Origin of the sequence: Mycobacterium sp. NS-7484 (assembly GCF_001953975.1) — a bacterium.
Taxonomy (GTDB): domain Bacteria; phylum Actinomycetota; class Actinomycetes; order Mycobacteriales; family Mycobacteriaceae; genus Mycobacterium.
In genome coordinates this window covers 35,820-48,326 of sequence record NZ_MBEJ01000106.1, presented here as the reverse complement: position 1 = coordinate 48,326, position 12,507 = coordinate 35,820, and the positions used below count along the sequence as shown (strand labels likewise).

12 protein-coding genes are annotated in these 12,507 nt (G+C 67.8%); 8 read left to right on the top strand and 4 right to left on the bottom strand.

Features of this window, described 5'->3' with window-relative positions; all coding sequences use genetic code 11:
• Positions 1-13 precede the first annotated feature (13 nt).
• On the top strand, positions 14-592 hold the full coding sequence (gene hpt, locus A5733_RS19850) for a hypoxanthine phosphoribosyltransferase (protein ID WP_076241368.1): 579 nt from the start codon (positions 14-16) through the stop codon (positions 590-592).
• Positions 593-637: 45 nt separating this feature from the next.
• Positions 638-2,854 carry a molybdopterin oxidoreductase family protein gene (locus tag A5733_RS19845; protein ID WP_076241367.1) on the top strand — a complete coding sequence of 739 codons (2,217 nt, stop codon included), beginning with the start codon at positions 638-640 and terminating at the stop codon, positions 2,852-2,854.
• Between the two features lie 406 nt (positions 2,855-3,260).
• Here A5733_RS19845 and A5733_RS19840 read toward each other — a convergent pair whose 3' ends face one another.
• Genes A5733_RS19840 through A5733_RS19825 form a run of 4 tightly spaced genes read right to left on the bottom strand, consistent with a single transcriptional unit; the run spans position 3,261 to position 7,109 of the window.
• Positions 3,261-3,956, bottom strand: a complete 696-nt coding sequence (locus tag A5733_RS19840; RefSeq protein WP_076241366.1) for an SIMPL domain-containing protein — start codon at positions 3,954-3,956, stop codon at positions 3,261-3,263.
• 20 nt (positions 3,957-3,976) lie between these two features.
• Positions 3,977-4,987, bottom strand: coding sequence for a zinc-binding dehydrogenase (locus A5733_RS19835; protein ID WP_076241365.1), 1,011 nt, complete (start codon positions 4,985-4,987; stop codon positions 3,977-3,979).
• Positions 4,987-6,171, bottom strand: coding sequence for an LLM class flavin-dependent oxidoreductase (locus A5733_RS19830; RefSeq protein WP_067766412.1), 1,185 nt, complete (start codon positions 6,169-6,171; stop codon positions 4,987-4,989). Before A5733_RS19830 ends, A5733_RS19835 begins: the two co-directional genes overlap by 1 nt.
• Complete coding sequence (locus A5733_RS19825; protein ID WP_198938885.1) at positions 6,168-7,109, bottom strand: alpha/beta fold hydrolase; 942 nt, start codon at positions 7,107-7,109, stop codon at positions 6,168-6,170. The genes A5733_RS19830 and A5733_RS19825 overlap by 4 nt, the downstream gene beginning before the upstream one ends.
• A gap of 133 nt (positions 7,110-7,242) precedes the next feature.
• Between A5733_RS19825 and ftsH the strand changes: the two genes are divergently transcribed.
• Genes ftsH through A5733_RS19795 form a run of 6 tightly spaced genes read left to right on the top strand, consistent with a single transcriptional unit; the run spans position 7,243 to position 12,459 of the window.
• Positions 7,243-9,588: an ATP-dependent zinc metalloprotease FtsH gene (gene ftsH, locus A5733_RS19820; protein ID WP_076241364.1), complete on the top strand. Its 2,346-nt coding sequence runs from the start codon at positions 7,243-7,245 to the stop codon at positions 9,586-9,588.
• Positions 9,589-9,608: 20 nt separating this feature from the next.
• Entirely contained in the window at positions 9,609-10,226 is a 618-nt protein-coding gene (folE, locus tag A5733_RS19815) for a GTP cyclohydrolase I FolE (RefSeq protein ID WP_076241363.1), read from the top strand.
• On the top strand, positions 10,223-11,056 hold the full coding sequence (gene folP, locus A5733_RS19810) for a dihydropteroate synthase (RefSeq protein ID WP_198938884.1): 834 nt from the start codon (positions 10,223-10,225) through the stop codon (positions 11,054-11,056). The genes folE and folP overlap by 4 nt, the downstream gene beginning before the upstream one ends.
• Positions 11,049-11,450 (top strand): dihydroneopterin aldolase, encoded by a 402-nt coding sequence (folB, locus tag A5733_RS19805; RefSeq protein ID WP_076241361.1) that lies wholly within the window; start codon positions 11,049-11,051, stop codon positions 11,448-11,450. The genes folP and folB overlap by 8 nt, the downstream gene beginning before the upstream one ends.
• Entirely contained in the window at positions 11,447-11,983 is a 537-nt protein-coding gene (gene folK, locus A5733_RS19800; RefSeq protein ID WP_076241360.1) for a 2-amino-4-hydroxy-6-hydroxymethyldihydropteridine diphosphokinase, read from the top strand. The genes folB and folK overlap by 4 nt, the downstream gene beginning before the upstream one ends.
• Positions 11,983-12,459, top strand: a complete 477-nt coding sequence (locus tag A5733_RS19795; RefSeq protein ID WP_067766427.1) for a DUF3180 domain-containing protein — start codon at positions 11,983-11,985, stop codon at positions 12,457-12,459. Before folK ends, A5733_RS19795 begins: the two co-directional genes overlap by 1 nt.
• Positions 12,460-12,507 lie beyond the last annotated feature (48 nt).

Below are 12,507 nucleotides of genomic sequence, written 5' to 3'. Positions count from 1 at the left end.
GCACGCTGTCGGAGTGGCTGTCGACTCTGCCGAGCTCTATGCGGGAGACATCAAATCGGTGCTGTTGTCCGAGGAGCAGATCCGGGCCCGCACCGTCGAACTCGCCGAGGCGATCGCCGAGGAGTATCGCGACAACCTGGGCAACGACGACCTGCTGTTGGTCACCGTGCTCAAGGGCGCGGTCATGTTCGTCACCGACCTGGCCCGGACCATCCCGCTGCCGACCCAGCTGGAGTTCATGGCGGTCAGCTCCTACGGCTCGTCGACCTCGTCCTCCGGCGTCGTCCGGATCCTCAAAGATCTCGACCGCGACATCAATGACCGCGACGTGCTGATCGTCGAGGACATTATCGACTCGGGGCTGACGCTGTCCTGGTTGCTGCGCAACCTGGCCACCCGCCATCCGCGCTCGCTTCGGGTGTGCACGCTGCTGCGCAAACCCGAGGCCGTCAAGACCGAACTCGACGTCGCCTACGTGGGCTTCGACATCCCCAACGAATTCGTCGTCGGGTACGGCCTGGACTTCGCCGAGCGCTACCGCGACCTTCCCTATATCGGCACTCTCGAGCCAAAGGTGTACGAAACGCCGTAACCCGGAGGCTTACCAAAACGCCCTGACCGGCGCAGAATTCGGGGCATGAGCACAGCCCTGCGGATCTGCCCCTTCTGCGAGGCCACCTGTGGCCTGACGCTCACGACCTCTGACGGCCGGGTGACCGGCGCCCGCGGGGACCGCGACGACGTGTTCAGTGCGGGATTCATCTGCCCCAAAGGGGCCAGCTTCGGCGAACTCGACAACGATCCCGACCGGCTGACGCAGCCGTTGGTCCGGCGCGACGGGGTGCTGACCGAGGCCACCTGGGACGAGGCCTACGCGGTGGTCGCCGAGCGGCTCGGCGCGGTGATCGCTGAGAACGGCGGCGCATCGGTCGGGGTGTACCTCGGCAACCCCAACGCCCACACCATCGCCGGCAGCCTGTATGCGCCGCTGATCATCAAGGGCCTGGGCACCCGGCAGGCGTTCAGCGCCAGCACGCTCGACCAGATGCCCAAGCACGTCGCACTCGGTCTGATGTTCGGCAGCCCGGTCGCGTTCACCGTGCCCGACCTCGACCGCACCGATTACCTGGTGATCATCGGCGCGAATCCCTTGGTATCCAACGGCAGCCTGGCCACGGCCGCCGATTTTCCCGGCAAGCTGCGCGCCCTGCGCAAGCGCGGCGGCAAGCTCGTCGTCATCGACCCGGCCCGCACCCAGACGGCCAAGCTCGCCGACCGGCATCTCGCCCCACGGCCCGGCACCGATGCAGCGCTGCTGTTCGCGATCGTGCACGCGCTGTTCGACGAGGATCTCGTCGATCTCGGCCGGCTTGCCGAGCACGTCACCGGCCTCGAGGAGCTCCGCGCCCTGGCCGACGAGTTCTCGCCCGAGGCCGTGGAACAGGCCTGTGGGGTGCCCGCCGAGGAGATCCGCGAGTTGACCCGCGAACTCGCGGCCGCCCCGACCGCCGCGGTCTACGGCCGGATCGGTACCTCGACGGTCGAGTTCGGCACCATCAGCAGTTGGCTCGTCGACGTGATCAACGTCCTCACCGGCAATCTCGACCGGCCCGGCGGGGCGATGTTCCCGCTCGGCGCCGCCGCACCCGCACCGCGCCCGCCGAAACCGGGCCGCGGGTTCAAGACCGGGCGGTGGACCAGCCGGGTCTCCGGATACCTCGAGGCGCTGTCCGAGCTCCCCGCCGCCGCGCTGGCCGAAGAGATCGACACTGCCGGCGTGGGGCAGATCAAGGCGATGATCACCATCGCCGGCAACCCGGTTCTGTCCGCACCCGACGGCGACCGGCTCGACAAGGCTTTGGACAGTGTCGAATTCATGTTGAGCGTCGACCCGTACCTCAACGAGACCACCCGGCACGCCGACGTCATCCTGCCACCGCCCCCGCCATCGCGCAGCGCCCACTTCGACGTCGCGCTGAACAACCTCGCCGTCCGCAACAACGTGCGGTACACCCCGCCGGCGCTGCCCCTGGACGGGCGGCCCGGCGAACCGGAGATCTTGTCCCGGCTCGCGCTCATCCTCTACGGCGTCGGGTACGACGGCGATCCCGCGCTGGTCGACGCCCAGGTGATCGCCACGACGCTGGCCAAGGAGGTCGCCAACCCCGATTCACCGGTGGCAGGGCGCAATGTCGACGAGCTCACCGCGATGCTGTACGACGGGCCCGGCTATGAACGACGGCTGGACATGATGCTGCGGATCGGGCCCTACGGCGACGCGTTCGGTGCCAAGCCGGACGGACTCACCATGGCGCGACTCAAGGCCAGCCCGCACGGCATCGATCTGGGGCCGCTGCGCCCGCGCATCCCCGAGATCCTCCGGACCCCTAGTGGACGGATCGAACTCGCGCCGGAGCCGATCGCCGCCGACGTCGCACGGCTGCGTGACGCGCTCGGCCGCACGGCGGGCGGGTTCCTGCTGATCGGCCGGCGCCACCTGCGGTCCAACAACAGCTGGATGCACAACGTGCCTGCGCTTGCGGGCGGCTTGAACACCTGCACCCTGCAGATTCACCCCGACGACGCGGCTGAGTTGGGACTCACCGACATCGCCGTCGTCAAGGGGCCCGGCGGTGAGCTGCTGGCCCCGGTCGAGGTGACCGACGGCATGCGGCGCGGTGTGGTGTCACTTCCGCACGGCTGGGGCCACGACCGCGGCGGCACCGGGCAGTCGCTGGCGAGCTCCCGACCCGGGGTGAATGTCAACCAGCTCAACGACGGCACGCATCTGGACCCGCTCTCGGGCACCGCGGTGCTCAACGGTATCCCGGTCGACATCGCGCCGGCGGGTTGATGTCTCGGCGGCTGCACGTCGGCACGGCGGCGCGGAAAAAGGATGTCCGACCTGCCCGCCTATCCGCGACAATCGAGCGACAACCGCCTCCTGAGCACCACATGCACCGCCGGTCACATGCGGATTGATTACACGTGTCTCTGAGGTCTCGTCAGCCTCATATTTCACGAATTTCGGGTTGTCCAGCTATCAGCGACGGAGTCGCTGATAGCTGGACACTGGACTGCTGAGGCTCACGGGGCCAGCGGGGCCTGAGAGGCAAATGCGCCCAGCGACAACGTGTTTCGTGAGGTTGGAGATGCCACTGTGGCGATTGTCGCTGAGTTGTCGCTCGTAGTCGGGCACATCGGACACCCCTGCGAAACCGCCGACGGCACGACGTGCCGATGGCCACTCCCGCGGCGGCCTAGGTCAACTCCCAGATCACCGTCACCGAGAAGTTCACCGTCTGCTGACCGGGTTCCAGTGGCACCGCTTCCATCGCCGCGCGGGGCATCGGCGTCGGTCGTGGCGGGGTGGATCCATCGGACTGCTCGGAAATCGAGATCACCTTGCCCAGGTCCAGTCCGGACAGCTCGGCGTACTGCTCGGCGCGGTTCTTGGCGTCGTCGAAAGCCCGGGCCCGTGCGTCGCGCACCAGATCGGAATCGTCGGTGATCGAATAGTCGACAGAGTTGATCCGGGTCGCATCCCCACCGGTGCTCGCGATCAACGCCAGGGTGTCCGACGCCTTGGCGGTGTCGCGGATCTTGACCTTGATCGCATTGCTGGCCTGATAACCCGAGATCTTGCTGTCGGTGAACTGCGGCTGCACGCTGACCTGTGTGGTGCTGATGTCCTTGCGGTCGATGCCCGAGCTGACCAGGGCATCGATGACGGCCTGCTGACGCTGGCTGGACTGATTGAGCGCGCCCGACACATCCGGCGCGGTGAATTCCATTGCCACATCGGCGGTCAGGGTGTCCGGTACACCTTGCACCTGGCCGGACCCCACGACCGTCACCTGTCGAGGGTCGCCCCCGCTGCCGCCGGCCGGTTGGGCATCGCAGGCCGAAAGGCTGAGGACAATCAGGCCCGCCGCGGCGAGTGCACGCAATCGCATGACAGCACCCTACCGTCGGGTCATGGCGTGACCAGGACTTTGCAATGCCGGTCGGGCGAGGCGAGTTCGTCGAACATCGCGGCCACACCGTCGAGCCCCACGGTGCCGGTGATCATCGGCGCCACGTCGATCTCACCCTCGGCGATCGCGCGGAGCGAGGCCGCGAATTCGCCCGGGTCGTAGCCGAAGACGAATTGGATGTTGATCTGCTTGGTGATCGCGTAGAACGGATGCACAGTGTCGGGCTGCATGCACACGCCGGCCACCACCAGACGCGCACCGGCCGGAGCCCGGCGCAGGACGTCGTCGATGATGCCCGGTGCGCCCACCGCTTCGAACACCACGGCGGGCTTGCACTGATGAAACGGTGAATCCTCACCTGCGTCGAGCGTGACGTGGGCGCCCATCGTCGCGGCCAGTGCACGGCGGGCCGGGGAGAAGTCCGACGCCACAATGGTTTCCACACCACGCAGCCTGAGCGCGGCGATGATCGCGATGCCGACCGGACCGCAGCCGACGACAAGCGCGGTTTCGCCGGCTTCGATTCGCGAGGCGTTGACCGCATGCAAGCCGACGGCCATCGGCTCGGTGAGCGCGGCGTGCTCGGCGCTCAGCCCGTTGGGCACCGGCAGGAGCAGCGGCGCCGACAGCAGCATCTGCTCGGCGTAGCCGCCGACGGTCGTGTTGCTGTAGACGATCGGCGCGATCCCGCCCGCGGAGATCAGTACCGGCACCGAGGTGACCAGCGTCCCGGCGGCCGGCGCCTCGGTATCCGGCCCGGCATCGAGGATCTCGGCACTGAACTCATGGCCCATGTACACATCTCCGGAAAGGTCGATGTCCATGTCGGGCATGCCTTCGAGGTCCGCGCTCGCGTCCAGCATGTCGGCGCCGTGGCTGGCGAAATGCAGGTCGGACCCGCAGATGCCGCACGCCTTGACCTCTACGAGCACCTGGCCGGGGCCGGGCACCGGAGGTGGCACGTCGTCGCGGACGATCATCCGGCCGTCGCGAAGTACCGCCGCGCGCATCAGTTTTCGGCCTTCGAGGTCTCGGAGGTGTGTTCGGTGATGGCGTTGACGATGGCCTGCCCGGCCCGGCCCAGCAGCTGGTCCCGCATGCCCTTGGCCCAGTCGTGGGAGGCGCGGGGCGCGGTGAGCTGACCCTTGAAGTGCGGGATTACCTCACGGGCGAACAGTTCGTAGGAATGGAACGTCGCCGCCGGCGGCGCCCAGTCATGGCCCAGCATCAGGAACGTGCCGAACCCGCCGGAGCGGTCCAGCAGATCCTGGATGTAGCCGACTGCGTCGGCCGGCGTGCCGATACAGCAATTACCTTTGGCGGCATAGTTTTCCACGAACTCATAGGCGGAGCCGGCGGCCTCGGTCTTCTCCGACAGCGGTACGAAACCGGCCGCACCGAAATAGTTGGCGAAATCCTGCAGACCGTATGTGCAGTCCTCGATGGCCTGCTCACGGGTGTCGGCGAGATGGATGACACCCAGCACCCGCCAGTTCTGCCGGTCCGGCTCGGGCCGATCGGATTTGGCGGCCTGATCGCGCACGATGTCCCAGGTGGTCTCCAGTGCCGCATAGCCGCCGGGCACCGACATCGACAGTGAAAGCAGCGAGGTTCCCATGGCCCCGGCCAGTCGTGGACCAGACGGGGAAATCATTGCCGCGGTGGATATCTCGGGATACGGCCAGGTGTAGGGACGGATGTGCAGGGCCGCGTCGCGCAGGGTGAACCAGTCGGTCTGGCGGCTGATCCGTTCATCGGGGGCGGCGCGGAACAAGGCCAGGATGGCCTCCAGGGATTCCTGCATCATCGGCCGCTGGTCCACCGGGTCGATGCCCATCATGTAGGCGTCCGAGGGCAGCGCACCCGGACCGGTGCCGAACATCACCCGACCCCGGGTGAGATGGTCGAGCAGCACCCAGCGGTCGGCCACCATCAGCGGGTGGTGATACGGCAGCGACACCACGCCGGTGCCCAACCGGATGTGGCGGGTGCGCTCGGCCGCCGCGGCGATGAACACCTCGGGGCAGGCGATCAGTTCGTAACCGCCGGAGTGGTGTTCGCCGAACCAGGCCTCGTCGTAGCCGAGCCGGTCCAGCGCCTCGACCCGGTCCATGTCGTACTGCAGTGCGGTGGTGGGGGATTGGCCGACGGGGTGAAACGGCGTGATGAAGGCGCCGAAGTTCAGCGGTCTCACTTCAGCTCCAACCCGTCGAGGAACTCCAACAACACCGCGTTCACCTCGTCCGGGCGTTCCTGCTGCAACCAGTGCCCGGCGCCCTCGAGCAACACTTCGCGGTAATCACCGGTGACCACGTCACGCACACGGTCGCGCGGGGTGAAGCTCAGCACCGCATCGGCGCTGCCGGCCAGGAACAGCGTCGGCACCGTGATGGTCTGGGCCGCGGTGTTCTCGGCGTCGGGATCGGTCAGCTCCCAGTTGCGGTCGAAGTTGCGGTACCAGTTCAACGGCCCGGTGAAACCGTTCTCGGTGTAGGCCCGCGCGTAGTGCTCGAACTCGTCTTCGGTGATCCAGTCCGGCAGTGGCGGCAACGGCCGATCGGCCAGGCTCTCGATCGGTTCGGCAATGCCCTCCATCGCCAGCGAGCGACGCAGGGAGTGTCGCGGGTCAGCGCCCAGCGCGGCATCGGCAACGCCGGGTTCCTGGAAGTACAGGATGTAGAAGAAATTGTCACCGAAGATCTTGCGCCAGATCGCGACGGGCGGCGCCGGGGCGCGCGGGATCGGCGGCACGCTCAGCGCGGCCACCGCCGCGGTGCGCTCGGGGAAGAACAGCGGGAAGTTGGTGGCCACCGGGGAGCCCCAGTCATGGCCGACGAGCACCGCCTTCTCGGCACCGACATCATCGAGCAGGCCGGCGATGTCGGCGGTCAACTCCATGATGTTGTAGGCGTCGATGTCCTCGGGGCGCGAGGAGCCGCCGTAGCCGCGCTGGTCGGGCGCCAGGACGTGGTAGCCGGCCGCCGCCAGTGCCGGGATCTGATGACGCCATGAATAGGCGAGTTCGGGGAATCCGTGGGCGAGCACCACCACCGGGTTTCCGCGTTCACCCGCCTCGGTCACCCGCAATGTCACGCCGTTGGTGTCGACTAACCGTTCGGTAGGTGTGAGCACGATCTCACCCAAGCACAGCAGCGCGCCGTGGGCTAGATACCGTCGGGAACTGCCGAACGTTGGTCTAGCGGTAGCCTTGAATGTCTCAACTGCGCACGTTGGAAGGACCGGGCCGAACTCGGCCGAGTGATCGATGAACCGCAAAAATGTGATCCGCACGCTGACCGTGATCGCGGTCGTGCTGCTGCTGGGCTGGTCGTTCTTCTATTTCAGCGACGACACCCGCGGCTACAAACCCGTCGACACCTCGGTGGCGGTGGCTCAGATCAACGCTGACAACGTCAACAGCGCCCAGATCGACGACCGCGAGCAGCAACTGCGCCTCGACCTCAAGAGCGGTAAAGAAGAGACCGAGAACTCCGACAAGGTCATCACCAAGTACCCCACGGGTTATGCGGTCAAGCTCGTCGACCAGCTCGACGCCAAGAACGTCAAGTTCGGCACCACCGTGAACCAGGGCAGCTTCCTCGGTTCGATGCTGATCTACATGCTGCCGTTGTTGTTGCTGGTGGCGCTGTTCGTGATGTTCTCCCGCATGCAGGGCGGCGGCCGGATGGGCTTCGGCTTCGGCAAGAGCAAGGCCAAGCAGCTCGGCAAGGACATGCCCAAGACCACGTTCGCCGACGTCGCCGGCGTCGACGAGGCGGTCGAAGAGCTCTACGAGATCAAGGACTTCCTGCAGAACCCCAGCCGTTACCAGGCGCTGGGCGCGAAGATCCCCAAGGGCGTACTGCTGTACGGCCCGCCCGGAACCGGCAAGACCCTGCTGGCCCGCGCGGTTGCCGGCGAGGCCGGGGTGCCGTTCTTCACGATCTCTGGTTCGGACTTTGTCGAGATGTTCGTCGGCGTCGGCGCCTCCCGCGTACGTGACATGTTCGAGCAGGCCAAGGCCAACAGCCCGTGCATCATCTTCGTCGACGAGATCGACGCCGTCGGCCGCCAGCGCGGCGCCGGCATGGGCGGCGGTCACGACGAACGTGAGCAGACGCTCAACCAGCTGTTGGTCGAGATGGACGGCTTCGGTGACCGCCAGGGCGTCATCCTCATCGCGGCCACCAACCGGCCCGACATCCTGGACCCGGCCCTGCTGCGGCCCGGCCGCTTCGACCGGCAGATCCCGGTGTCCAACCCCGACCTGGCCGGCCGTCGCGCGGTGCTCAAGGTGCACTCGGCGGGCAAGCCCATCGCGCCCGACGCCGACCTGGACGGGCTGGCCAAGCGGACCGTCGGCATGTCCGGCGCGGACCTGGCCAACGTCATCAACGAGGCCGCGCTGCTCACCGCCCGCGAGAACGGCACCATCATCACGAGTGCGGCGCTGGAAGAAGCCGTCGACCGCGTGGTGGGTGGCCCGCGCCGCAAGAGCCGCATCATCAGCGAGCAGGAAAAGAAGATCACCGCCTACCACGAGGGCGGACACACCCTGGCCGCGTGGGCGATGCCGGACATCGAGCCGATCTACAAGGTGACCATCCTGGCCCGCGGCCGCACCGGCGGCCACGCCGTGGCGGTGCCCGAGGACGACAAGGGCCTGATGACCCGCTCCGAGATGATCGCCCGGCTGGTCTTCGCGATGGGTGGCCGCGCCGCCGAGGAGCTGGTGTTCCGCGAGCCCACCACCGGTGCGGTGTCCGACATCGAGCAGGCCACCAAGATCGCCCGCGCGATGGTCACCGAGTACGGCATGAGCTCCAAGCTGGGTGCGGTGCGTTACGGCACCGAGCACGGCGATCCGTTCCTGGGCCGCACCATGGGCACTCAGGCCGACTTCGGTCATGAGGTGGCCCGCGATATCGACGACGAGGTACGCAAGCTCATCGAGGCTGCGCACACCGAGGCGTGGGAGATCCTCACCGAGTACCGCGACGTGCTCGACACCCTGGCCGGCGAGCTGCTGGAGAAGGAGACGCTGCACCGCGCCGAGCTGGAGGCCATCTTCGGCGACGTCAAGAAGCGTCCCCGGCTGACCATGTTCGACGACTTCGGCGGCCGCGTGCCGTCAGACAAGCCGCCGATCAAGACCCCGGGCGAGATCGCCATCGAGCGCGGTGAGCCGTGGCCGCCGCCGGTGCCGGAGCCGGCGTTCAAGGCCGCCATCGCCGCGGCCAGCCGCGAGGCCAACGAAAAGGCCCAGGCCGCCGGTCAGACCAACGGTGTGCCGAGCAACGGCGCACCACCCAACGGCTCGACGCAGCCCGACTACGGCGCGCCGGCCGGCTGGCATGCGCCCGGCTGGCCTCCGCCGCCGCAACACCAGTCGCCGCAACAGCCGCAGCAGCCCGGATACCAGCCGCCCCCGCAGCAGCAGGGTTACTGGTACCCGCCGCCGCATCCGTCGGGATGGCAACAGCCCCAGCCGTACCCGTATCAGCCCTATCCTCATCCAGGTCAGCCCAACCCCAACGAGGAGGCCGGCCAGGACGGCGGTTCCGACCGGTCTGATCGGGCCGACCGGTCCAATCCAGGCACCCACGGCTGATCGGAAGAACGGAGGCTTCGATGTCGCAGTCGCTGCGCGAGCATCACAACAACACCGATACGGCCACGCGGGTGTTCGACCAACCGCGGGCCGAGGCGGCAGTGCGTGAGCTGCTGATCGCCATCGGTGAGAACCCCGACCGTCAGGGTCTGTTGGACACCCCGGCTCGGGTGGCGCGTGCGTACAAGGAACTGATGGCGGGCCTGTACACCGACCCGGATGCGGTGCTCAACACCACCTTCGACGAGGAACACGACGAGCTCGTGCTCGTCAAGGAGATCCCGATGTACTCCACCTGCGAGCACCATCTGGTGTCGTTCCACGGGGTGGCCCACGTCGGGTACATCCCCGGGGTGGACGGGCGGGTGACCGGCCTGTCGAAGATCGCCCGGCTGGTCGATCTGTACTCCAAGCGTCCGCAGGTGCAGGAGCGGCTGACCGCCCAGATCGCCGACGCCCTGATGCGCAAGCTCGATCCGCGCGGAGCCATCGTGGTGATCGAGGCCGAGCACCTCTGCATGGCCATGCGCGGGGTCCGTAAACCCGGCGCGGTCACCACCACCTCCGCGGTGCGCGGACAGTTCAAGACGGACAAGGCATCCCGGGCCGAGGCGCTGGAACTTATCCTGCGGAAGTGAAGCCCACCCCTGTGCAGGTCATGGGAGTTGTGAACGTCACCGACGATTCCTTCTCTGATGGCGGCAAATTCATCGACCGTGACCGTGCGGTCGAACACGGGTTGGCACTGGCCGCGGCCGGGGCGGCGATCATCGACGTGGGTGGCGAATCGACCCGCCCCGGTGCGGTGCGCATCGACCCGGCGGTGGAGGCCGCCCGCGTCGGGCCCGTCATAAAAGCCCTTGCCGCCCAAGGGATCACCGTCAGCATCGACACCATGCACGCCGCCGTGGCGAAAGTTGCGCTGGAGAACGGCGCACAGATCGTCAACGACGTCTCCGGCGGATTGGCCGATCCGAACATGGCCCCGCTGCTCGCCGAGGCGAAAGTTCCCTGGATCCTGATGCACTGGCGCTCGGTCGGCGCGGACCGGCCGCACCGCGCCCCGGCCTACGGCGATGTGGTCGCCGAGGTGCGCACCGAGCTGCTGTCCGCGGTCGACGCCGCAGTGGCCGCCGGGGTCGATCCGCAGCGGCTGATCATCGATCCGGGTCTGGGCTTCGCCAAGACCGCGCAACACAATTGGGCACTACTGCACGCCCTGCCGGAGTTCGTCGCCACCGGGATCCCGGTGTTGGTCGGTGCGTCACGTAAACGCTTTCTGGGCGCACTGCTGGCCGGCCCCGACGGTGCGCCGCGGCCGCCCGACGGCCGGGAGACTGCCACCGCCGTGATCTCGCTGCTGGCAGCCCAGCACGGGGCCTGGGGCGTTCGCGTGCATGACGTGGTGGCCTCCGTCGACGCTCTCGCCGTGCTGCACGCCTGGGAATCTGGAGGACGGATTGGCTGATCGAATTGAGTTGCGCGGCTTACGGGTTCGCGGCAACCATGGCGTCTTCGAGCATGAACGGCGTGACGGTCAGGAATTCGTCGTCGACGTCACCGCCTGGGTGGATCTGCGCCGGGCGGCCGAAACCGACGACCTTGCCGACACCCTCGACTACGGTGCCCTGGCCGAGCGCGCGGCCGACATCGTCGCGGGCCCGCCACGCAATCTCATCGAGACGGTTTCGGCCGAGATCGCCGACGCCCTCATGGTCGACGAACGGCTGCACGCGGTCGAGGTTGTGGTGCACAAGCCCAGTGCCCCCATTCCGCTAACGTTTGACGATGTCGCGGTGGTGGCCCGCCGGTCGCGCCGTGGACGTGAGGAGCAGAACAGAGACAGCGGAGGTGCCACGTGACCTCCACCGTCCTCTCGATCGGCTCCAACCTCGGTGACCGGCTGGCCCGCCTGCAATCGGTCCTCGATGCGCTCGGGCCCGCCGTGCGCGCGGTGTCGCCGGTGTTCGAGACCGACGCCTGGGGTGGTGTCGAGCAGAATCCGTTCCTCAACGCGGTGGTGATCGCGGACGCACCCGATCTCGACGCCCGGGGCTGGCTGCGGCGCGGCCAGGCCCTGGAACAGGCTGCCGACCGCGTCCGGGAACAGAAGTGGGGTCCGCGCACCCTCGACGTCGACCTGATCACCTGCCACGACGGCGACGTCGAGGTGTTCTCCCGGGACGAGGAGCTGACGTTGCCTCATCCGCTGGCGCATCTGCGCGCGTTCGTGCTCATCCCGTGGCTCGCTGTCGATCCTGACGCCACGTTGACCGTGGTCGGCCAGTCGTGTCGAGTGGCCTATCTGCTCGAGGAGATCGATCCGGTCGAGCGGGCCGGGGTCCGGCGCACGGATCTGGAACTGGTCGCCCGAACCGCACCCGTGGCCGACTGATGGGGCCGACCCGCAAACGTGATCTGGCCGGCACCACGGCGATCGTGGCGATCGTCGGCTATGTGCTGGTCGCAATTCTCTATCGGTGGTTTCCGCCGCTGACGGTGTGGACCGGTCTGTCGCTGCTGGCGGTCGCACTCATCGAGGCCGGTTGGGCGTTCTACGTGCGGGCCAAGATCAACGACGGCCAGATCGGGGTCGGCACCGGCCGGCTGCATCCGTTGGCGGTGGCCCGGTCGGTCGTCATCGCCAAGGCGTCGGCCTGGGTCGGGGCCATTGTCGCGGGTTGGTGGATCGGTGTCGTGGTCTACCTGCTGCCGCGCCGCGGCGAACTGCGGGTGGCCGGGGAAGACACCCCGGGTGCGGTGGTCGCCGCGATCAGTGCGCTGGCGCTCGCCGTTGCGGCGGTGTGGCTGCAGCATTGCTGCACGTCCCCCGGCGAGCCGCCCGACAACGGCGACACCGCCACCGAATAGCCGATTTCCTCAGGTCGATGGCCGAATCGCCGCAGCGGTCGCCCGGCT